The sequence below is a fragment of the Hydrogenophaga sp. genome (assembly GCF_036675665.1).
In the GTDB taxonomy this organism is placed as follows: domain Bacteria; phylum Pseudomonadota; class Gammaproteobacteria; order Burkholderiales; family Burkholderiaceae_C; genus Hydrogenophaga.
This window is the reverse complement of the sequence record NZ_JAKFEO010000036.1, coordinates 73,094-93,786: the sequence shown is the minus strand read 5'-3', so window position 1 is coordinate 93,786 and position 20,693 is coordinate 73,094. Positions and strand designations below refer to the sequence as shown.

General features: G+C 67.3%; 18 protein-coding genes. 11 read left to right on the top strand and 7 right to left on the bottom strand.

Annotated features, from left to right (window positions below):
• Nucleotides 1-13: 13 nt before the first annotated feature.
• The 3 genes from V6M63_RS14145 to ppc are packed head-to-tail and all read right to left on the bottom strand — an operon-like array spanning nt 14 to nt 4,638.
• On the bottom strand, nt 14-922 hold the full coding sequence (locus V6M63_RS14145; RefSeq protein ID WP_332742804.1) for a DMT family transporter: 909 nt from the start codon (nt 920-922) through the stop codon (nt 14-16).
• The gene (locus V6M63_RS14140) at nt 922-1,779 is read right to left on the bottom strand and encodes a 3',5'-nucleoside bisphosphate phosphatase (RefSeq protein WP_332742802.1); all 858 of its coding nucleotides are present in this window, start codon (nt 1,777-1,779) and stop codon (nt 922-924) included. The genes V6M63_RS14145 and V6M63_RS14140 overlap by 1 nt, the downstream gene beginning before the upstream one ends.
• Nucleotides 1,780-1,803: 24 nt before the next feature.
• Nucleotides 1,804-4,638 carry a phosphoenolpyruvate carboxylase gene (ppc, locus tag V6M63_RS14135; protein WP_332742800.1) on the bottom strand — a complete coding sequence of 945 codons (2,835 nt, stop codon included), beginning with the start codon at nt 4,636-4,638 and terminating at the stop codon, nt 1,804-1,806.
• Between the two features lie 153 nt (nt 4,639-4,791).
• Here ppc and hemC point away from each other — a divergent pair, with 153 nt between their 5' ends.
• The 4 genes from hemC to V6M63_RS14115 are packed head-to-tail and all read left to right on the top strand — an operon-like array spanning nt 4,792 to nt 9,137.
• The gene (gene hemC / locus V6M63_RS14130; RefSeq protein ID WP_332742798.1) at nt 4,792-5,745 is read left to right on the top strand and encodes a hydroxymethylbilane synthase; all 954 of its coding nucleotides are present in this window, start codon (nt 4,792-4,794) and stop codon (nt 5,743-5,745) included.
• 4 nt (nt 5,746-5,749) lie between these two features.
• On the top strand, nt 5,750-6,613 hold the full coding sequence (locus V6M63_RS14125; protein WP_332742796.1) for a uroporphyrinogen-III synthase: 864 nt from the start codon (nt 5,750-5,752) through the stop codon (nt 6,611-6,613).
• A complete protein-coding gene (locus tag V6M63_RS14120) occupies nt 6,610-7,827 on the top strand; it encodes a uroporphyrinogen-III C-methyltransferase (protein WP_332742795.1) in 1,218 nt (405 codons plus the stop codon). The genes V6M63_RS14125 and V6M63_RS14120 overlap by 4 nt, the downstream gene beginning before the upstream one ends.
• Nucleotides 7,828-7,850: 23 nt before the next feature.
• A complete protein-coding gene (locus tag V6M63_RS14115) occupies nt 7,851-9,137 on the top strand; it encodes a heme biosynthesis protein HemY (protein WP_332742978.1) in 1,287 nt (428 codons plus the stop codon).
• A gap of 92 nt (nt 9,138-9,229) precedes the next feature.
• On the opposite strand, the gene V6M63_RS14110 is transcribed toward V6M63_RS14115, so the two are convergent.
• A complete protein-coding gene (locus V6M63_RS14110; protein WP_332742794.1) occupies nt 9,230-12,406 on the bottom strand; it encodes an Rne/Rng family ribonuclease in 3,177 nt (1,058 codons plus the stop codon).
• A 587-nt stretch (nt 12,407-12,993) separates the two neighbouring features.
• Between V6M63_RS14110 and V6M63_RS14105 the strand changes: the two genes are divergently transcribed.
• The 3 genes from V6M63_RS14105 to V6M63_RS14095 all read left to right on the top strand — a co-directional run bounded on the left by V6M63_RS14105 (nt 12,994) and on the right by V6M63_RS14095 (nt 14,954).
• Nucleotides 12,994-14,016 carry an RluA family pseudouridine synthase gene (locus V6M63_RS14105; protein WP_332742976.1) on the top strand — a complete coding sequence of 341 codons (1,023 nt, stop codon included), beginning with the start codon at nt 12,994-12,996 and terminating at the stop codon, nt 14,014-14,016.
• A gap of 69 nt (nt 14,017-14,085) precedes the next feature.
• Nucleotides 14,086-14,391, top strand: a complete 306-nt coding sequence (locus tag V6M63_RS14100; protein WP_332742792.1) for an H-NS histone family protein — start codon at nt 14,086-14,088, stop codon at nt 14,389-14,391.
• A gap of 92 nt (nt 14,392-14,483) precedes the next feature.
• Nucleotides 14,484-14,954, top strand: coding sequence for a low molecular weight protein-tyrosine-phosphatase (locus V6M63_RS14095; protein ID WP_332742790.1), 471 nt, complete (start codon nt 14,484-14,486; stop codon nt 14,952-14,954).
• Here V6M63_RS14095 and V6M63_RS14090 read toward each other — a convergent pair.
• Nucleotides 14,932-16,626 (bottom strand): AMP-binding protein, encoded by a 1,695-nt coding sequence (locus V6M63_RS14090; RefSeq protein ID WP_332742788.1) that lies wholly within the window; start codon nt 16,624-16,626, stop codon nt 14,932-14,934. The two genes, V6M63_RS14095 and V6M63_RS14090, sit on opposite strands and share 23 nt — an antisense overlap.
• A gap of 91 nt (nt 16,627-16,717) precedes the next feature.
• A complete protein-coding gene (locus tag V6M63_RS14085) occupies nt 16,718-17,506 on the bottom strand; it encodes a 2-keto-4-pentenoate hydratase (protein WP_332742786.1) in 789 nt (262 codons plus the stop codon).
• A gap of 55 nt (nt 17,507-17,561) precedes the next feature.
• On the opposite strand from V6M63_RS14085, the gene V6M63_RS14080 reads away from it, so the two are divergent.
• Nucleotides 17,562-18,251: an alpha/beta hydrolase gene (locus V6M63_RS14080; RefSeq protein ID WP_332742784.1), complete on the top strand. Its 690-nt coding sequence runs from the start codon at nt 17,562-17,564 to the stop codon at nt 18,249-18,251.
• Nucleotides 18,252-18,539, top strand: coding sequence for a hypothetical protein (locus V6M63_RS14075; protein ID WP_332742782.1), 288 nt, complete (start codon nt 18,252-18,254; stop codon nt 18,537-18,539).
• Here the strand turns inward: V6M63_RS14075 and V6M63_RS14070 are convergent.
• Nucleotides 18,491-19,471 (bottom strand): EamA family transporter, encoded by a 981-nt coding sequence (locus tag V6M63_RS14070; protein WP_332742781.1) that lies wholly within the window; start codon nt 19,469-19,471, stop codon nt 18,491-18,493. The two genes, V6M63_RS14075 and V6M63_RS14070, sit on opposite strands and share 49 nt — an antisense overlap.
• Nucleotides 19,472-19,568: 97 nt before the next feature.
• On the opposite strand from V6M63_RS14070, the gene V6M63_RS14065 reads away from it, so the two are divergent.
• Nucleotides 19,569-20,021 (top strand): Lrp/AsnC family transcriptional regulator, encoded by a 453-nt coding sequence (locus V6M63_RS14065; RefSeq protein ID WP_332742779.1) that lies wholly within the window; start codon nt 19,569-19,571, stop codon nt 20,019-20,021.
• A 177-nt stretch (nt 20,022-20,198) separates the two neighbouring features.
• On the top strand, nt 20,199-20,687 hold the full coding sequence (locus tag V6M63_RS14060; RefSeq protein ID WP_332742777.1) for a Cache 3/Cache 2 fusion domain-containing protein: 489 nt from the start codon (nt 20,199-20,201) through the stop codon (nt 20,685-20,687).
• Nucleotides 20,688-20,693 lie beyond the last annotated feature (6 nt).

The window sequence follows — 20,693 nt, the reverse complement described above, 5'->3', positions numbered from 1 at the left end:
TGGTGAGACGCGCTCAGGCCTCGGGTTGTTCCACCGGCAGTCGCCGGTCGCGCGCGGTGAGCCAGCTGGCGGTGGCGCCGCACAGCACGATCATCGCGATGCCGATGAGCTCCAGGCGGCCCGGCACATGGCCGAACACGACCCAGCCACAGAACATGGCGAAGCCGATCTGGCCATAGAGGTAGGGCGTGAGCGTGGACGCCTGCGTGCGTTTGAACGCCAGGATCAACAGAAAATGGCCCACCGTGCCCATGAGGCCGATCAGGCACAGCAGCGCGAACGTGGCTGCGTCGGGCACGGTCTGCCACACCACGGGCAGCACCAGGCTGGCGAGCAGCGCGCCGACCCAGCCGGTATAGAAATGCATGGTCATGGGGTCTTCGGTGCGCGCCATCTTGCTGGTCAGAATCTGGAACCAGGCGTAGGTGAACACCATCACCAGCGGCAACAGACTGGCCCAGCCGATCACATCACCACCAGGTTGCACCACCAGCAGCGCGCCTGCGAAGCCGCCGCACACCAGCACCCAGCGCAGCGGCGACACGCGCTCGCGCAGGAACAGCGCAGCCAGCAGCGTGACCACCAGCGGCGTGATCATGACGATGGCGGTGAATTCGCCCACCGGCATGTACTGCAGGGCGACGAACGAAATCGCGCTCACGGCCAGCAGCAGGGCACCGCGCAGCACCTGAAAGCGGGGGTGCGCGGTTTGCAACAGGCTGCGACCGCGCAGCGGCAGCATGACGGCCGTGACCAACACCGCGTGGAACGCGTAGCGGAACCACACCGCCATCAACACCGGCACGAAGGCGCCGACGTACTTCACGGTGGTGTCCAGCACGGCAAAGAACGCCGTGGCCAGCACCAGGAAGCCAATGCCCAGCGCGGCCTGCGCGGGCGGGTAGCGCGTCGGCTCCACCATCACTGCAGGATGCGCGACTGCAGCAGCTCCCACACCGGCGTGACGCTGCCGGGCAGGTCGGGCAGTTTGCCCAGGTCCATGTGGCTCTCTTCCGGGCTGTGGAAATCGCTGCCGCGCGAGGCGGCGAGGCCGAATTCCTGGCAGTAGCCCGCGTATTTCGCGTAGTCGGACTGGTTGTGCGCACCGGTCATCACCTCCACCGCCTGACCGCCGTGGCTTTTGAACTCGGTGAACAGCGCGAATTCTTCATTGGGCGTGAGCTTGTAGCGGCCCGGGTGGGCGATCACGGCCACGCCGCCGGACTGCGTGATCCAGCCCACCGCGTCGGCCAGCTTGGCCCAGCGGTGTGGCACGAAGCCGGGTTTGCCTTCGGTGATGTATTTGCGAAAGACGTCGTTGGTGTCCTTGCTCACACCGATTTCCACCAGATAACGCGCGAAGTGCGAGCGAGAGATGAGCTCGGGGTTGCCCACGTACTTCAAGGCGCCTTCATAGACATCTTTGATGCCCACGCGGGCGAGGTCGTCGCTCATGTCGCGGGCCCGCTGTTCGCGCCCGCCGCGCGTGGCCCGCAGGCCGGCCAGGAGCGTGGGATGCGTGTGGTCCATGCCCAGGCCGACGATGTGCACCGTGATGCCCAGGAAGGTCACCGAGATCTCGACGCCTGTGAGGTAACTCATGCCCACCTCACGCGCAGCCGCCATGGCGCGATCCTGCCCACCGAGTTCATCGTGGTCGGTCAGGGACCACAACTCCACGCCGTTGGCCTGGGCGCGCTGCGCCAGCGCCTCGGGCGTGAGGGTGCCGTCGGAGACGACGGAGTGGCAGTGCAGGTCGGCGTTGGTCAATGTGTTCACCGGGTCATTTTAGGTTTTACCCATTCACCCTGTGTTTCGCAGGCCGGCCGCGATGCCGTTGATCGAAATGTGGATGCCGCGGCGCACGCGTTCGTTGCGATCGGCGTCGTTTTCACCAGCGCGGTAGCGCCGCACCAGTTCCACCTGCAGGTGGTGCAGCGGGTCGATGTAGGGGAAGCGGTGGCGCATGGAGCGCTGCAGCGCAGCGTTGTTGACCAGGCGCTGCTTTTCACCGGTGATGAGCGCCAACGCATCGGCGGTGCGGTGCCACTCGGCTTCGATGGCGGTGAACACCTGCTTGCGCAGGCGCTTGTCGGGCACCAGCTCGGAGTAGAGCGAGGCGAGCGCCAGATCGCTCTTGGCCAGCACCATGTCCATGTTGGAGAGCAGGGTGCTGAAAAACGGCCACTGCTTCACCATCTTCTGCAGCAGCGCCTTTTGTGTGGCCACGCCCTTGGGACCGTCGCGGTGCAGGAAGGTGTGCACCGCCGAGCCGAACCCGTACCAGCCCGGCAGCGTGAGGCGGCACTGGCCCCAGCTGAAGCCCCAGGGAATCGCGCGCAGGTCCTCGATCTTCTGCGTCGCCTTGCGTGAGGCCGGACGCGAGCCGATGTTGAGCTCGGCGATCTCGCGGATCGGTGTGGAGGCGAAGAAGTACTCGGCGAAGCGCGGGGTGTCGTAGACCAGCGCGCGGTAGGCCGCCATGCTCTGGCGCGAGAGCTCGTCGGCCGCCGCCAGGAAAGCGGCGGGCGCGTTGCGCGTGGGCTTGAGCAACGTGGCCTCCAGTGTGGCGGCCACCAGGGTCTCGAGGTTGCGCCGGCCGATTTCCGGGTTGGCGTATTTGGAGCCGATCACCTCGCCCTGTTCGGTCAGGCGGATCTGGCCGCGCACCGTGCCCGGCGGTTGCGCGAGGATGGCCTGGAAACTCGGACCACCACCGCGCCCCACTGTTCCTCCTCTGCCATGGAACATCCGCAGCTGGATGGGTTTTTCACGGCCCTGGTTGAGGGCGTCGAACAACTCGACCAGTGCGATCTCGGCCCGGTACAGCTCCCAGTTGCTGGTGAAGATGCCGCCGTCCTTGTTGCTGTCGGAGTAGCCGAGCATGATGTCCTGCTCGCAATAGCCATCGGCCGCGCCCCGTTCGACCATGGCGCGCACACCGGGCAGGGCGAGGTACTCGCGCATGATGGGCGCGGACTGCGCCAGGTCTTCGATGGTCTCGAACAGCGGCACCACGATCAGGTCGCACACCGCGTCGTCATTCAGCGTGCCGCGCATCAGCCCAGCCTCTTTTTGCAGCAGCAGCACCTCCAGCAGGTCGCTCACGGTTTCAGTGTGGCTGATGATGGCGTGGCGAATGGCCTGCGCGCCGAAGCGCTCGCGCCCGCTGCGCGCGGTGTCGAAGATGGCCAGTTCGCCCAGCGTGTGGGCCGAGTACGCAACACCGGGCACGCGCAAGGGTCGCGCGTCGTTGAGCTGGCGAAGCAGCACGACGCGCTTGCCGGCCTCATCGAGTTGCGAATAGTGCGGCTCGATGCGCGCCGTGGCGAGCAATTCCGCCACCACCTCTTCGTGTTTGTCCGAGCTTTGCCGCAGGTCCACCGTGGCCAGATGAAAGCCGAACACCTGCACCGCACGCATCAGCGGCTGCAGGCGCGCGCGCGCCAGTGCGGCGCCGTGATGCGACTTGAGCGAGTCTTCGATGGTGCGCAGGTCGTCGAGCAGTTCGGCTGCGCTGATGTAGGCGTCTTGCGGTGCCACGGCGTGGCGCGCCGCCTCGCCGCCGGTGAGGTGGTGAAGCGTGGCCGCGAGGCGCGCGTACATGCCAGTGAGTGCGCGGCGGTAGGGCTCGTCCTGTCGGTGGGCATTGGTGTCGGGTGAGCGCTTGGCCAGGGCCTGCATGGCCGGGCTCACGCTGGTGAGCATGGCCGACACGGAAAGCTCGGCGCCCAGGTGGTGCAACTGGGTGAGGTGGTGGCGCAGCACCATGTCGGCCTGGCTGTGCAGCGCCAGTTCGAGCGTCTGCTCGGTCACGTTGGGGTTGCCGTCGCGGTCGCCACCGATCCACTGGCCCATGCGCAGGAAGGGCGCGATCACGGCGTTCTCGCCATCGTCGCCCAGACCTTCCTCGAGCTCGCGGTACAGGCGCGGGATCTGCGTGAGGAAGGTGGCCTCGTAGTAGCTCAGCGCGTTCTCGATCTCGTCGGCCACGGTCAGCTTGGTGAAGCGCAGCAGGCGCGTTTGCCAGAGCTGGGTGACACGGGCGCGGATCTGCGCCTCGATGTCGTCGCGCTCGCGCGGCAGGCGCTCCTGTTCGTCGCGCTCGCCGAGCAGCCGCGCGATGGCGCGCTCGGCGTCCAGGATGCTCTTGCGCTGCACCTCGGTGGGGTGGGCCGTGAGCACGGGCGAGATGTGGCTGTGGGCCAGCGTGTCGACGATGGCGCCCGGCGCGATGCCGGCCTTGTGCAGTCGCTGCAGCGTGCGCGCCAGACTGCCTTCCTGCAACTCACCGGCGCGCTCGTGCACGGCGCGGCGGCGGATGTGGTGGCGGTCCTCGGCCAGGTTGGCCAGGTGGCTGAAGTAGGTGAAGGCGCGGATCACGCTCACCGTCTGGTCACCGCTGAGGCCCTTGAGCAGTTTCTTGAGGGCTTTGTCGGCCGATTGGTCGGCGTGGCGTCGGAATGCGACCGAGAGCTGGCGGATCTGCTCGATCAATTCAAAGGCCACCCGGCCCTCCTGCTCGCGGATCACATCGCCGAGGATGCGTCCGAGCAGACGGATGTCGTCGATGAGCGGCTGGTCCTTGTCGGCGCGGCTGGAGGGGCGGGTGCGGGTGTGCGCGATCGTTCGGCTCATGGTGTTGGGAGATGAGAGGCCTGCCGACGGGGCCGGGTGTTCTGGAGAAAACCCGGTCGAAGGGCCATGCTAGCATCCCAAAACACCCTGCCCGGTTACGAACCGGGTACCAAATTTCGCGGGTCGTGCCGCCAAAGATCCTCCCCTCCCTTCATGTCCACTTCCACCTCCCTGGCCATCACCATCGCCACCCGCGAGAGCCGCCTGGCGCTGTGGCAGGCCGAACACGTCAAGGCTTTGCTGGAAGGCCTGGGCCACCGGGTGACGCTGCTGGGCATGACCACGCTGGGCGACCAGATCCTGGACCGCAGCCTGTCCAAGGTGGGGGGCAAGGGCTTGTTCGTCAAGGAACTCGAAGTGGCGCTGGCAGAGGGCCGCGCCGACATCGCCGTGCATTCGCTCAAGGACGTGCCGATGCAGCTGCCCGACGGCTTTGCGCTGGCCTGCGTGATGGAGCGCGAAGACCCACGCGATGCCTGGGTGTCGCCGGGCTGTGCGTCGCTGGCCGAGCTGCCCGCGAACGCGGTGGTGGGCACCTCCAGCCTGCGCCGCCTGGTGCTGTTGCGCGAATCGCTGGACCGACTGGGCCGCACCGATGTGCGCATCGAACCCTTGCGCGGCAACCTGGACACGCGCCTGCGCAAGCTCGACGAAGGCCAGTACCACGCCATCGTGCTGGCCGCGGCCGGCCTCAAACGGCTGGGCCTGGGCCAGCGCATCCGCCACATCTTCGAACCGGCCGACTCCTTGCCCGCCGCCGGCCAGGGGGCACTGGGCATCGAGGTGCGATCGGATCGGCAAGACCTCGTCGATGCGCTGGCGCCGCTCGCGCACACCGCCAGCTGGCAGCGCGTGGCGGCCGAGCGCACCGTATCGCGCGCCATGGGTGGCAGCTGCTCCATGCCCCTGGCGGCCTACGCCGACTGGCAGGCAGACGGCATGTTGAAGCTCGACGCCGCCTGGGGCGATCCGCAAGGCCGGCATGCCGTGGTGCGGGCGAGCGGGCAGGCGCGCGTGCACACGCTGGCCGAGGCCGAGGCGCTGGGCCAGCGCGTGGCCGCCGACCTGCGCGCGGCCGGCGCCACACCGCCGCTGGTGGAGGTCTGAGGCCTTGAGCGAGACCACCGCCCAGCGGCCCGTGCCCGGCCGCCTGGCGCGACTGATCGTCACCCGTCCCGCGGGTGAAGCCGCCCACTGGGTGCAAGCGCTGCGTGCCCAGGGCTGGCCAGCGCAGGCCCTGCCCCTGATCGACATTGGCGAGCCGGCGTCCGTCGAGGCCAGGGCTGCCTTGCAGGTCTGGCGCGCGAACTGGTCACAAGTCGATGCGCTGCTGTTCGTGAGCGGCGCGGCCGTGAGCCATTTTTTTGCCGACGGGGCGGTTGCGCGTCCGCTGGCGCCGTTCAACACACGTTTCTGGGCCCCGGGGCCTGGCACGGCGCGCCAGCTCGAACAGGCGCTCGGCGCCCTGGGCATTGCGCCCGAGCGCATCGACTCGCCGCCAGCCGACGCCGCGCAATTCGATTCCGAGCATCTCTGGCCCGTGGTCGCCCCGCAGGTGGTGGTGGGAAGCCGGATCCTCATCGTGCGGGGATCGACCATGGAAGCGCCCGCAGCCGAGGGCTCTGTGCCCGGGCATGGGCGCGACTGGTTGATTCGGCAATGCGAGGCCCGCGGTGCCCGGGTCGAAGGCTGTGTGGCCTACGAACGACGCCCGCCGGTGTTCGACGACGCCGATCGCGCGCTCGTGGCGCAGGCGACCCTGGCAGGCAGTGTGTGGCTGTTCAGCAGTTCCGAAGCGCTGGCCGCGCTGCGCATGGCGCAGCCATCGGCCCGCTGGACTGCGGTCACGGCGCTGGTGACGCATCCGCGCATTGCCCAGGCTGCGCGCGACGCGGGCTTCGGGCGTGTGATCGAATCACGTCCCAGCCTGCCCGACGTGTTGCGCGCCCTAGAATCAGAGTGCACTGCACCATGAGCTCCAACCAACCTGTTCACCCCTCCACCGACACCGCGGCGCCCGCCGCGGTGCCGAGCCACGCAGCGCCGCAGTCTGCTGCTGCAGCGGGGCGCCGACCCGGCTCGGGGTTGACGTGGCTGGCCGTGCTGCTGGCCGCGCTGGCACTCGTGCTGGCCGGCTTGCTGTGGCAAAAGCTCAGCCTCACCCAACAGGAACTGGCCCGCCGCGTGCAAGACAGCGGCGAGCAGGCCGTGGAAGCGCGCACCATGGCCGCACAGGCCGAGGCGCTGGCGCAGGAGCTGCAGGCGCGGCTGGCCGTGGCGGAGGTGCGCTTGTCCGAAGTGAGCCTGCAGCGCAGCCAGCTCGAAGAACTCATGCTGGCGCTCTCACGCTCGCGCGACGACAACCTGGTGCAAGACCTGGAGTCGGCGGTGAAGCTCGCGCAGCAGCAGGCCCAGCTCACCGGCAGTGCCCAGCCCATCATCTCCGCGCTCCAGGCGGCGGACCAGCGCATTGCCCGAGCCGCCCAGCCACGGCTCAATCCGGTGCAGCGCGCCATTGCACGCGACATCGAACGCATCCAGGCCGCCCCGCTGGCCGACATCCCCGCGCTGGCCATGCGGCTGGACGAGTTGGCCCGGCAGGTGGACGAGTGGCCTGTGCTCAACCAGGTGGGCTTGCAGAAGGCGGCGCCTGCCGCACGCAAGACCGCAGCGGCGCCCGTGCCAGCGGCTGCAAAGAACCCTGCCACGCCCGCCACCGCTGCGCCAGCCGCCCCCGCCGCCCAGGAGCCCGCTCTGGAGAGCGAGCCAGGTGCCGAGCCGGGTGGATTCAGCCAGGGCTGGGCGCGTGTCTCCGGCTGGTGGAGCGCTCTGTGGGAGCGCACCTGGACCGAGATCACGCGCAGTGGCCGCGAGCTGGTCCGTGTGAGCCGCATTGACCGCCCCGAGGCCGCGCTGCTGGCGCCCGAGCAGGCGTTCTTCCTGCGCGAAAACATCAAGCTCAAGCTGCTCAACGCCCGCCTGGGGCTGCTGGCCAGGCACATGGCCGCCAGCCAGGCCGATGTGGTGGCGGTGGAGGCGTCCATCGCGCGCTACTTCGACACCAGCGCACCCCGGGTGGCCAGCGCGCAAGCCTTGCTGGGTCGCCTGCGCCGCGATCTGGTCGACAACGAACTGCCGCGTCCGGAAGCGACCCTGTCCGCCCTGGCCGCGGCTGCGGGAGGCCGCTGATGCGCCGTCGTCAGCGGGGCGCAATGCGCAACGTGTTCTGGTTGCTGGGGCTGGCCGCCGTGGCGGTGGCGCTGGCGCTGCTGGTGGGGGACAACGCGAGCACGGTCACGCTGTTCTGGCCCCCTTACCGGTTCGACGTCTCCTTCAACTTCGTCCTGTTCTGCCTGATCGCCGCCTTTGTGCTGCTGCACGCCGCGTTGCTGGCCATCGGTCTGGTTCGAGACCTGCCCGAACGGGCGCAGCGCTGGCGCAACCAGCAGATCGAGCGCTCGGTGGTGGGTGCGGTCATGGACGCGTTGGCGCACCAGCTGGCGGGCCGTTTCGTGCGTGCGCAGTCGGCAGCGCAGCACGCGCTCGATCAACTCAAGACCGTCGCGCCAGGCCAATGGCCGCGGCGCGACCAGTTGCAGGTGCTTGCGCATTTGCTGGCCGCCGAAAGCGCGCAGTCGTTGCAGAACCGCGAGCGGCGCGATGAACATCTGCAGGCCGCGCTCGATCCCGCCTTGGCCAAGGGCGCGCCCGATGCGTCCGAGGGCGCCCTGTTGCGCGCGGTGCGCTGGGCAGTGGAAGACCGCGATGTGGAGGCCGCACGCAGCCGTCTGGCCGAGCTGCCGCAAGGCGCGGGCCGCCGCATCCAGGCGCTGCGGCTGAAGCTGCGCGTCGCGCGCCTGGGGGGCGCCACGTCAGAAGCGCTGGAAACCGCGCGCCTGCTCGCCAAGCACAAGGCGTTTTCACCCGAAGCCTCGCGCAGCATCGTGCGCGGACTGGTGCTCGACGCCTTGCGCGAAGCACACGACATGGCGCAACTCGAGGCTGTGTGGAATGGTCTGGACGCCAGCGAACGCGCCATGCCCGAGCTGGCCCTGGCCGCCGCGCGGCGCGGTAACCAGCTGGTGCTCCAGCGCAGCGATGCTGACGGAGATGAACCCCGCGAGGTGGCCGCTCGTCTGCGCTCGTGGCTGGAGCCGCTGTGGCTGGACTTCGATGCCCTGACGCCCGTGCAGCAACGCCAACTGGTGGTGGCCTTCGAGCCCGGCCTGCCGCAACTCGACAGCGCCTGGCTCGCTCGACTGGAGCAGCAACAGCGCCTGTCGCCCAACAACGCCTTTCTGCAGTACCTCGCCGGGCAGGCCTGCATGCAGCGCCAGCTCTGGGGCAAGGCCAGTCAGTTGCTCACGCAGGCCAGCCACGGCTTGAATGACGCCGCGCTGATGCGCCGCACCTGGCGCTCGCTGGCCCTGCTGGCCGAAGAGCGCGGCGACGAGACGGCGGCTCAGGCGGCCTGGAAACAGGCCGCGTTGCTGGACTGAACGCCTGCTCACCCGCCAAAAGAAAAGCGCCCGAGGGCGCTTTTCTTTCGGGGTCCATACCTTCAGGCGCTGGCGCCTGAAGGAGGGGCCGATCAGCGTGTCTCGAAAGGCAGCTGCATGTCGCGCAGGTCCTTGCGCGTCTCGACCAGCACCAGCGGTCCGTCGTCCAGCACCACCGCCGGCTTGGGCTCGCGCGGCACGTGCACGGGCTTGGGCTCGGCCGCGATCGCGGCCTGCACCTGGGCCACTTTGTCGGCGTTGGAGTTGACCCACTCCAGACCGCTGGACTGGGCGACCTGCTGCATCTCTTCCATGGGCAGCGAGAAGCTGGCCACCTTGGGCAGACCGCGGGCCGCGGGCGCCTCGACCACCACCGGCGCTGCGGGCTTGGGTGCTGGCGCGCGAGGGGCGGGTGTCGGTGCTGGCGCGGCCACCGGGGCGGCCACCGGCGCCACCACAGGTGTGGCGATGGCTGGTGCCGGTACGGCAGCCTCCATCACCGGAGCTTCGATCGGAGCTGCGACGGGAGCCGGGGCGGCCACGGGCGCTTCGTCCACCACAGGCGCGGGCGCTGCCTCCACGGGCAGACTGAAGTAGCTGCGCGTGGGGGCTTCGTCCACCGGCTCGTGCACCAGTGTCGAGGCAGCGGCGAAGGCCACTTCGCTGGCTGGCATCTCACTGACGGGTGCTGCCTGGCCTTCGCCGCCTTCGGGGGCGCCGTTGGCATCGCGTGGGCCGCGCTCGCGGCGATCGCGGCCATATCGGTCACGGCTGCGGCGCTCGCGCGGGGCGCGTGGTGTGCCATCGGCACCCTCGGCCATCTCGCCTTCGCGGGGTGCCTCCGTGCTGTCGCCAGCTTCCTGCGTGACTGGAGCGACATCGCCCTGGATGATCGGGGTCTGACCTTCGGCCCCTTCGGCTGGACGACGGCGGTTCTCGCCACCGCGACCACCACGACCGCGGCGCTGGTTGTCGCCGCCTTCGTTCGCTTCGCCTTGTGCGGCGACCGGCGTTCCGTTCACCAATTCAGCGGGCGCTGCGCCCTCCACCGGTGCAGCGTCGCGGCGGTTGTCGCGGCGACCCTCGCCTCGGCGGCCCTCACCGCGGCCTTCGCCACGTTCTCCGCGGCCTTCACCGCGTGGTTCACCACGCGCTTCGCTGCGGCCTTCGCCTCGCGGCTCACTGCGGCCTTCACCCCGGCGACCTTCGCCGCGGCCTTCGGCACGTCCTTCGGGACGGCCTTCCGGGCGTCCTTCCACACGGCCTTCGCCGCGTGGCTCGCCACGGCCTTCGACCGGACGGCTCTCGCGACCGCCTTCGCGGCCGCCACGGCCGCCTTCGCGACCGCGGCCTTCGGCACCACCGCGTCCACCGCGGCTGCGGCCATCGCGGCCACCTTCACGACCACCGTCGCGCTGACCACGACCATCGCTGCGCTCTTCGCGTGCGCCGGGTTTGGCGGCGGCCGGTGCGGCCACCACGGGTTTGGGTGCCGCGACGGGAGTGTCACCGCCACCGAACAGGCTCTTGAGCCAGCCGAAGAAGCCCTTTTCAGCAGGAGCAGCCGCCACGGGCGCGGCCACGGGGGCTGCTGCAACAGCCTTGGCTGCCACGGGAGCTGCCACGGGTGCCGCCACCTCGGGGCGGGGTGCCGCCACAGGAGCCGGACCGTCGGGCAGCACGCCCTTGATCACCGGTTCCTGCTTGTTGGTGCGTTCCTGGCTGCGGCGCGTGAAGCCGGTGGCTTCGTCCGGCTCGTCGGCCAGCTTGTAGCTGGCGTCCAGATTGTCCAGGCGCGGGTCGTCGTGCTTCAAGCGCTCGAGCTTGTAGTTGGGCGTGTCCAGCGACTTGTTGGGCACGAGCAGCACGTTGATGCGCTGCTTGAGTTCGATCTTGGTGATCTCGGTGCGCTTCTCGTTGAGCAGGAAGCTGGCCACTTCGACCGGCACCTGCACCAGCACGGCCGCCGTGCTGTCCTTGAGCGACTCTTCCTGGATGATGCGCAGGATCTGCAGCGCCGACGATTCGGTGTCGCGGATGTGGCCCGAACCACCGCAGCGCGGGCAGGGGATGGACGAACCTTCGTTCAGTGCGGGCTTGAGGCGCTGACGGCTCATCTCCAGCAAACCGAATTTGCTGATGGCGCCGAACTGCACACGGGCGCGGTCCTGGCGCAGCGCGTCGCGCAGGCGGTTTTCCACGTCGCGGCGGTTCTTCGACTCGTCCATGTCGATGAAGTCGATCACGATCAGGCCACCCAGGTCGCGCAGGCGGGCCTGGCGGGCCACTTCGTCGGCGGCTTCGAGGTTGGTGCGGGTGGCGGTCTCTTCGATGTCACCGCCCTTGATGGAGCGGGCCGAGTTCACGTCCACGGCCACCAGCGCTTCGGTCTGGTCGATCACGATGGCACCACCGCTGGGCAGCTGCACGGTGCGGCTGTAGGCGGTCTCGATCTGGTGTTCGATCTGGAAGCGCGAGAACAGCGGTGCGTCGTCGCGATAGCGCTTCACGCGGTGCCCGTGCTCGGGCATCACGTGGCTCATGAACTGGTGCGCCTGTTCAAAGATGTCGTCGGTGTCGATCAGGATCTCGCCGATGTCGCCGTTGAAGTAGTCGCGGATGGCGCGGATCACCAGGCTCGATTCCTGGTAGATCAGGTAGGCGCCCTTGCCGCCCTGGGCCGCGCCGTCGATGGCGTTCCACAGCTTGAGCAGGTAGTTCAGGTCCCATTGCAACTCGGGCGCGTCGCGGCCGATGCCGGCGGTGCGCGCAATGATGCTCATGCCGTTGGGGTATTCGAGCTGGTCGAGCGCCTGCTTGAGTTCCTGGCGGTCTTCGCCCTCGATGCGTCGGCTCACGCCACCGCCGCGCGGGTTGTTCGGCATCAACACCACGTAGCGGCCGGCCAGGCTCACGAAGGTGGTGAGTGCTGCGCCCTTGTTGCCGCGTTCTTCCTTTTCGACCTGGACCAGCAGTTCCTGGCCTTCGCGGATCACGTCGTTGATGCGGGCCTGATTGACCGGCACACCCGCAGCGAAATACTGACGCGAGATTTCCTTGAATGGCAGGAAGCCGTGGCGGTCCTCGCCGTAGTCCACGAAGCAGGCTTCCAGCGAAGGCTCGACGCGGGTGACGACGGCCTTGTAGATGTTGCCCTTGCGCTGTTCGCGCCCTTCGATTTCGATTTCGTAGTCGAGCAGTTTTTGCCCGTCCACAATGGCCAGCCGGCGCTCTTCGGCCTGCGTGGCGTTGATCAGCATGCGTTTCATGATGCGATTTCCTTCGTTCAAACACACAAGGACGCCCGGGTTCGAAAACCACAGGCGTCAACTCGCCGTGAACCAGCGGAAAAAGCGAACGGGGGAGGAATTGCCGGAGAGCCGTTGACCCGCAGTTCGGGGTAGGCGTTCAACACAGGCGGGCACCAAGGTGCCGCGTCGAACCGCCAGGTCAGGGCGTAGGCGCGTGGAGTTGGGTGAGCAGGGAAGGCTGGATGGCTGTCAATGACATGGATCTGGCCGGGTTATCTCTGTGTTCACTTTGTCCTCGACCAGCTTCACGTTGGAAAGCTGGTCGATTGGGGTATTCCGTAGTCGGGTTCGCTGTTTTCATCAACCGGTTCGCCCGCGGCGTCTACCGCACCTTGACCGCACCGGGATTCCATGGGGAATGGCCGCGGGTGCGATGGGAGGTGCCGGGTGCTGCGGGTGGCAACCTTCTCACGTCGGTCTCCCGCTTTGTCGGGCCGGGAGGTCTGTGCCTTCAGTGCTTGCCGTAAACTCAAGGCAAATCAATCACTTACAGCACGTGACGAGAGTGACGCATTATAGACAGCCAACCGTCACCGTGGTGTCCTATTTCCCCTCCGAATCCCTTGCTTCAGCCCCCGAACTCCGCAGCCGCCGCCGTGCGGCACCTCACGGTGGACGAAGAGTCGGCCGGGCAGCGCCTCGACAACTTCCTGTTCCGCGAACTCAAGGGGGTGCCCAAGACCCATATCTACCGCATCATCCGCTCGGGTGAGGTGCGCCGGAACAAGGGCCGGGTCGGGGCGGACGACCGGGTGCAGGCGGGTGACGTGTTGCGGATTCCGCCGATACGCCTGTCCGAGCGGGCGGAAGAAAAGCAACTCAATCCGGCACCCGCCCGGCAGTTCCCGGTGATTTTCGAGGATGAGGCATTCCTGGCCATCGACAAGCCCGCCGGAGTGGCGGTGCACGGGGGCAGTGGCGTGAGTTTTGGCGTGATCGAACAAATACGCCAGGCCCGCCCCGACGCCAGGTTGCTGGAATTGGTCCATCGCCTCGACCGTGAAACCAGCGGCCTGCTGTTGATTGCCAAAAAGAAAAGTGCACTCAAGGCCTTGCAGGATCAATTCCGCGAACGCGAAACCGGCAAGACCTATCTCGCGCTGGTCAAAGGGGCTTGGCCCGCACGCCTGAAGGTGCTGGATCAGCCATTGCACAAATATTTGCTGGCCGATGGCGAGCGGCGCGTGAAGGTGACGACCAAGGATGACCCCGACGGCCTGCACTCGGTGACCTTGGTGAAGGTGGCGGCGCGCGTGCCCGTGCCCGCAGCGCTGGCCTCTGTGCTGCCTGAGGGCTTGAGCTTGCTGGAGGTGACCATCAAGACCGGCCGCACCCACCAGATCCGGGTTCACCTCGCCAACGCCGGTCATCCGATTGCGGGTGACGACAAATACGGTGATTTCGAACTCAACCGTCAATTGGCGCGTGCCGGATTGAAGCGGATGTTTCTACACGCCTGGCGCCTTCGATTGAGTCACCCCGTCTTGAATACACCGGTTGAGTTGCACGCGGGCTTGCCCGACGAACTGCAACCATGGTCCGGTGGTTGGACGGGAAAAGGCGATTAGAATGTGGTTCCGCATCGGCAGCTTTTAATCGCACATTCCGATCGATTCCATCTTTACAAGGATTTATCAATGGCCAGCTATTCCGAACTCATGGCGCAAGCCCAAACCCTGATGGCGCAGGCCGAACAGGCACGCAAAGACGAACTCGCTTCCGTGATTGCCGATATCAAGGCCAAGATGAAACAATTCGGCATTTCGGTGGCCGATCTGGGTGGTGGGACCGGCGGGAAGAAGCCGGCCAAATCCAAATCGGCATCGGCGCCGAAATACCGAGGCCCCAACGGCGAGCTCTGGGCGGGCGGTCCGGGCCGCAAACCCGAGTGGGTGCGTGCCGTGCTGGCTTCCGGCAAGAGCGTCGACGACTACCTGATCTGAGCCTTTTCCGGCTTTTGCAAGGCCCGCCTCTGGCGGGCCTTGTTTTTTCCGGGGCGTCTCACCGGGTGCTCGCGGCTCGCTATCCTTGCGGCATGACCAGGATCCTTCTTGTTTGCATGGGCAACATCTGCCGCTCACCGATGGCCGCCAGCGTGATGCACGCCGAAGTGCATCGCAGGCAGCTGGCCGATCGGGTGTCGCTGGACTCTGCCGGCACCTACGGCGCGCACCGCGGGGAAAAGGCCGATCGTCGCGCCATCCTGCTTGCGCAGGCGCGCGGCTACAGCCAGATCGCCAAGGAACGCTCGCGCAAGGTGACGGATGAGGACTTCGAGCACTTCGATCTCATCCTGGCCATGGACCGCGACAACCTGGCCAACCTTCGGCAGGCGTGCCCGCCGCAGCACCAGCACAAGCTGCACTTGTTTCTGGAGTACGCGGGCGTGCCGGGGACCTTGGAGGTGCCCGACCCTTACTACGGCAACGCGGAAGGTTTCGAGGCCGTGCTGCGCCTGTGCGAGCAGGGCGCCGACGGGGTGCTCAGCCGCCTTTTTGCCAGATGATTTTCTTGCCCGACGCTTCCCAGCTCTCGTAGTGCCTGGCGTACAGGTCCTCGATGCGGTTGCGCTTGACCTTGAAGGTCGGCGTGATGACGTCGTTGTCCACCGTCCAGGCGGTGGTGACCACCACGATGCACTGCAGTTGCTCGTGCGGATCGAGCGTGGAATTGATGGTCTTGAGGTGGGCGGCCAGTGAGGCCTCCAGCTCGCTGCGCGCGCCGGGATCGGCCACTTTGGTCACCGCATCGGCGTTGAGCATCACGATGCCCAGCGGCTGGCCGAGGTTGGCGCCGGTGACCACGCAGGCCTCCACCGCTTCGTGCATCACCAGCTTGTCCTCGATGGGCGCGGGCGCCACGTACTTGCCCTTGCCGGTCTTGAACAGATCCTTCACGCGCCCGGTGATGCGCAGCAAGCCCTGCTTGTCGATCGTGCCCTTGTCACCTGTCTTGAGCCAACCGTCATCGGTAAAGCTCTCCTTGCTCTTCTCGGGCTCCTTGTAGTAGCCCAGCATCATGGCGGAGTTGCGCATCTGCACCTCGCCGGTCTCGGGGTCCAGGCGGTGCAGCACGCCTTCATAGGCCGGGCCCACCGTGCCCTGCTGGTTCTTGCCCGGTTCGGTGATGTGGGAGAGCGCGAGGTTCTCCGTCATGCCGTAGCCTTCGTTGATGTTCAAGCCCAGCTTGCTGTACCACTGCAGCAATGCAATGGGCATGGGTGCTGCGCCCCCGGCGGCGAACGTGCACTGGTCCAGGCCCAGGGCCTTCAATACCTTCTTGCGAACGATGCCGCCAATGATCGGAATGCCGAGCAGGCGGTTGAGTTTGGCCGGCGGCATCTTGTGATGAATGCCCTGCTGGAACTTGACCCAGAGGCGGGGCACCGAGAAGAAGATGGTGGGGCGGGCGCGCTGCAGGTCGGCGGCGAAGGTGTCGAGGGACTCGGCGAAGTACACGTGCATGCCCGTGCGCAGCCAGCCGTGCTCGACCAGCATGCGCTCGACCACATGGGCCAGTGGCAGGTACGACAACATGCGGTCGTTGCCGGACATGGGAATGCGCTTGAGGCCGGCGTCGAGCGCCCAGGCGAAGTTGGCGAAGGTGTGCATGACGCCCTTGGGCATGCCGGTGGTGCCCGAGGTGTAGATGAGGGTGGCGAGTTCTTCACCATCGCGCAGGGGCTCGCCCGCCATGGGCTGGCTGCGCTTGCAGATCGCGTCCCAGCCCTCGCAGTTCTTCACAACGTCTGCGGGCGAGAGCGGGTAGCTCATGCAGGGCAGGTCGGTGGGCACGCCGGGCTTCATGCCTTCCCAGCCGTCGAGCTTGCCCACGAACAGGGCCCTGGCTTCGCTGTGCGTCAGGATCTGGCGGATGGTCTCTGGCGCGAGCGTGGGGTACAGCGGCACCGACACGTAGCCCGCCATCCAGATGGCCAGGTCGCTCATCATCCACCAGGCGCAGTTCTTGGAGAGGATGGCCACTTTGGAGCCCGGCTCCCAGCCGTGCGACTGCAGGTGGGTCGCCATGCGGCGCACCTGGTCGGCCACTTGTGCCCAGGTGAAGTCCTGCACCACACCATTTCCCATGGGTTGCGTGAGGGCCACGCGGGTGGGGGCGGTTGTTTCCCAGTGATACAGGCGTTGAAGGGCCAGCAGCTCGGGCGCTATTCTGCTCATGTGGTTTGTCTCCGTTGTATGTGCTGCGCACGAATCTACCAAGGCCGCAGCCTGGTGTTTAGAGGGTTTCACCTGCAAGAGAACGCTTGCCTCAACCGGTGAAGCGCACCGACAGGCTGGGCAATGGCGAGGTGAAGCGGGCCGCCCAGTGCTCGCCGGGTGCAACAGGCCAGGCATCGGTCCAGGTGCCGGTGGTGATCACGTCGCCGGCTTGCAGCTCGGGTGCGCCGGGGCAAGCGCGCAGGGTCAGTGTGAAATGCTGCAGCGCGCGCAGTGGGCCATCCAGCACGTTCGAGCCCTGGCCCTCCTCGACAGCCTGGCCGTCCTTGAGCAAGCTCACCTGGGCATGGGCCAGCAAGGTGTCGAGTCCGTCGGCGCTGCCGGCGAGCTCGCGCACCGGCGTGCGGCGACCCACCACCAGGCGCGCGTGCAGCGCACCATCGGCCACGGTGTCGGCGGGCAGAAACTTCCAGTCCGCCAGGTGCGACTGCACCACTTCGAAGCCAGGCGCCACCCAGTCGATGGCCTCGAACAGATCGTCCAGCGTGGCACTGGCCGCGGGCGTGGCTCGCAGGCCGAACACGACCTCGGGCTCCAGCCGTGGCTGGCAGGTGTGGGCGAGCGACACGCTGCCTTCGCCCTCGCACAGGGTGAGCGTGCTGTCCCACACGCAGCCCCAGATCGGCGCGAACACGTTGTAGCGCGGCCAGATCGAGCGGTTGGTGAAGCCCACCTTGTAGCCGCGCGGTTGTTCGCCGCGCGCGATGCGCAACTGCCGCACCGCCAGCGCACGTTCATACGCGGTGTCCAGGGACAGGCCGGACGGTGTGGACCAAAGGCTGCCATGGTCGAGGTGGTTCAGAAGTGCATCAGGTGTCATGGTCGTGGTGATGGGCCAGGGGACTTCATCATAGGCAGCCGGTATGCTGCGGGCCATGACTCCTCACACGCTTGAAACCCTCGAACTCGTCACCGGGGGCAACCCCGCAGCCACGCCTGTGGCCAGCATCGTCGTGCTGCACGGCCTGGGCGCCGACGGCAACGACTTCGTGCCGATTGCCCAGGAACTCGATCTGGATGCCATCGGTCCGGTGCGCTTCGTGTTTCCCAGCGCGCCGGTGCGCCCCGTGACCCTCAACGGGGGCTACGAGATGCGTGCCTGGTACGACATCCACCCACCCATCGGCCAGTCGCGCATGGAAGACGAAGCCGGCCTGCGCGAGTCTTGCGCCCTGGTGCAGGGTTTGCTGGACCGCGAGGCCGCGCGCGGTGTGCCGCCCGCGCGCACGGTGCTCATGGGGTTTTCGCAGGGCTGCGCCCTGACGCTCATGGCAGGCCTGCGCGCGCCGCAGCGCCTCGCCGGTCTGGTGGGCCTGTCGGGCTACCTGCCGCTGGCGGACAGTACAGCCGCCGAGCGGTCCGAGGCCAACCGCGACGTGCCCATCTTCCTGGCGCACGGCACGCACGACCCGGTGGTCGTGGTCGAGCGCGGTGTGGAGTCGCGCGATGCGCTGCAGGCGCTGGGCTACCCGGTGGACTGGCACAGCTACCCGATGGAGCACTCGGTGTGTGCGCAGGAAGTGGCCGATCTCAACGCCTGGCTGGTGCGCCTGCTGGCGAGCTGAATGCCTGGCTCCGCGGGCTTCTTCACACGCCGCTGGCGCGGTGAGGTGCCGATGCGCGTGCTGTTCTGGCGCGACATGGTGACCGTGGGCACGGTCTTCAACCTGCTGGCCACCGCGGTGGCGCTCGCCATTGCGTTGGCGGACGAGGCCATCGTGCTGGCCGCGGTGGTGCACTTCGCGCCGCTGCCCTACAACCTGTTCCTCGTGGCCTCGGTCTGGCGCTGGCCCGGCGTCGGGGCCTATCGCTGGGCTTCGGTGGCGTGGCTGGTGGTCGTCACGCTGGTGTGAGCCTCTGTGCGGGTGCGCAGCCAGGTGCTCAAGTCGCGGCCGTACAGAATGAGTGCCAGCGCCAACAGGATCAGCGGCATGGCCACAAACACCCAACCCGTGAGCTGCTCACCGCCGAGCAGCACGCCCACGCACAGCGCGACCACCGGGTTCACGAACGAGTAGCTGCCCGCCAGCGCGGCGGTGGTGTTTTTCAGCAGCCACAGGTAGGCATTGAGCGTGACCAGCGTGCCCATGACCACCAGGTACACCCAGGCCAGGGCGGACGCAGCGCTGACCTGCGCCCATTCGAACTGGCGCGCGCCGGGCTCGAACACGGTGGCCACCACCACACCGAGCAAGCCGCCGATCAGCCATTGCGCGCCCGAGGCCATGGCCGGTGCGGGCAACACCAGCTTGCGCGAGGCGTACGAGCCCAGGCTCCAGCACAGCGGCGCGCCGAAGGCCAGCAGCGCCCCCAGTGGCGTGGCGGAAAAATCACCTTCCATCGCCAGCACCATCGCGCCCAGCGCGCCGAGCGCCAACCCGATCCAGCTGGTGAGCGGCACACGTTCGCCGCCCCACCGTGTCCACAGCGCGAGCCACATCGGCATCGTGGTGACCACCGTGGCCATGAGGCCCGAGCCGATGCCCAGCCGCTGCGCCAGCACCACCAGCGCCATGGCCGCAAAGGCCATCAGCGCGCCGATGAGCGCGCTGTTGCGCCACTGCGATGCCGTTGGCCAGGGCAGGCCCTGCCAGTGCGCGATCGCCAGCATCACCGCGCCAGCGACCACGAAACGCGCGCCGTTCATCAGCACCGGTGGCAAGCTCTGCATGGCCACGTCGAGCGCGAAATAGGTCGTGCCCCAGACGATGTACACAATCAACAAGGCGCCATACAGGCGTATCGTCTGGCGTTCCAGGCCATGTGGGCTGATGAATATCGGCATTTTCGTGTTCCCGTAAGATAATTTCCGGCGGATCTCTCTGGCGCCGTATTTTGAACAGGATTTAGGCTGTATGCAAGCAAATATTCAGACGGACGACATGGATGCCAGAATTTTGACGGCACTGAGCTCCGACAGCCGACGTTCTTACGCCGATGTGGCGTCCGAGGTGGGCCTGTCCACGGCCGCCGTGCACGAGCGGGTGAAGAAGATGGTGGAGCGCGGCGTGATCGAGCGGTTTTCGCTGCGGGTCGATCCCGACCGCGTGGGTCTGCGCTTCACCGCGTTCGTGGCCATCCGCAACGACGGCGGCATCCACTGCCGCGAGGTCGCGCCCCTGTTGCGCGAGATGCCCGAGGTGCTGGAGCTGCACAGCGTGGCCGGCGAGTACGACTTCCTGGCCAAGATCCGCACCACGCACGCCCGTGCGCTGGAAGACGTGCTCTACAAGATCAAGGCCATTCCCGGCGTGGCCCGCACCACCAGCACCGTGGTGCTCAACACCGAGTTCGAGGACCGGCCGCTGCAGCTGCCGGGTTCCCCCGCGGCCTGACAGGCAACCGGACGACAGCGGAAGCTGACCGGGGGAAGACCGGCTTTTTCCGAGATGAAACGCACGCATGACCAGCAAATGGACGGGTGTCAGGTTCAAGTCAGGCCGACTTGCAACCGATAGAGGTTGACATCCCCCGGGATGCCCAGCCCTCAACCTGTTCTTTCTGGAGTTGTCATGAAACTGAATCGCGTCCTCATGCTGGCCACGCTGGCCGTCTCTGCCTCCGTTGCCCACGCCACCGATCCCAAGGCCACCATCGCCGACCTCGACGCCCGCCTGGGCAAGATCGGCACGCCGCGCCTGGAAGGCACCGACACCGTTGCCGGCAAGCCCGTGCCCGCCATCTTCTTTGGCGAGCGCAAGATCAACAACAACTTCGACGTGGTCGACGGCATCCGCAAGACCCATCAGGCGACCGCCACCGTGTTCGTGAAAGACGGCGACGAATTCGTGCGCGTCAGCACCAACGTGCTCACCCCCGAAGGCAAACGCGGCGTGGGCACCCAGCTCGCCCGCAACGCCGCCTACGAATCCGTGAGCAAGGGTCAGCAGTATTGCGGCCCCATCGACGTGCTGGGCACCGCCTTCGACGCTTGCTACAACCCGATCAAGGACGCTGGCGGCAAGATCATCGGCGTGAGCTACATCGGTCACAAGAAGTGATGGCGG

Bases quoted from the DNA above. Each gene is read 5' to 3' on its own strand.
- V6M63_RS14145 (WP_332742804.1), bottom strand. From the start codon at position 922: ATGGTGGAGCCGACGCGCTACCCGCCCGCGCAGGCCGCGCTGGGCATT.
- ppc (WP_332742800.1), bottom strand. From the start codon at position 4,638: ATGAGCCGAACGATCGCGCACACCCGCACCCGCCCCTCCAGCCGCGCC.
- hemC (WP_332742798.1), top strand. From the start codon at position 4,792: ATGTCCACTTCCACCTCCCTGGCCATCACCATCGCCACCCGCGAGAGC.
- V6M63_RS14120 (WP_332742795.1), top strand. From the start codon at position 6,610: ATGAGCTCCAACCAACCTGTTCACCCCTCCACCGACACCGCGGCGCCC.
- V6M63_RS14115 (WP_332742978.1), top strand. From the start codon at position 7,851: ATGCGCAACGTGTTCTGGTTGCTGGGGCTGGCCGCCGTGGCGGTGGCG.
- V6M63_RS14110 (WP_332742794.1), bottom strand. From the start codon at position 12,406: ATGAAACGCATGCTGATCAACGCCACGCAGGCCGAAGAGCGCCGGCTG.
- V6M63_RS14100 (WP_332742792.1), top strand. From the start codon at position 14,086: ATGGCCAGCTATTCCGAACTCATGGCGCAAGCCCAAACCCTGATGGCG.
- V6M63_RS14095 (WP_332742790.1), top strand. From the start codon at position 14,484: ATGACCAGGATCCTTCTTGTTTGCATGGGCAACATCTGCCGCTCACCG.
- V6M63_RS14090 (WP_332742788.1), bottom strand. From the start codon at position 16,626: ATGAGCAGAATAGCGCCCGAGCTGCTGGCCCTTCAACGCCTGTATCAC.
- V6M63_RS14085 (WP_332742786.1), bottom strand. From the start codon at position 17,506: ATGACACCTGATGCACTTCTGAACCACCTCGACCATGGCAGCCTTTGG.
- V6M63_RS14080 (WP_332742784.1), top strand. From the start codon at position 17,562: ATGACTCCTCACACGCTTGAAACCCTCGAACTCGTCACCGGGGGCAAC.
- V6M63_RS14075 (WP_332742782.1), top strand. From the start codon at position 18,252: ATGCCTGGCTCCGCGGGCTTCTTCACACGCCGCTGGCGCGGTGAGGTG.
- V6M63_RS14070 (WP_332742781.1), bottom strand. From the start codon at position 19,471: ATGCCGATATTCATCAGCCCACATGGCCTGGAACGCCAGACGATACGC.
- V6M63_RS14065 (WP_332742779.1), top strand. From the start codon at position 19,569: ATGGATGCCAGAATTTTGACGGCACTGAGCTCCGACAGCCGACGTTCT.
- V6M63_RS14060 (WP_332742777.1), top strand. From the start codon at position 20,199: ATGAAACTGAATCGCGTCCTCATGCTGGCCACGCTGGCCGTCTCTGCC.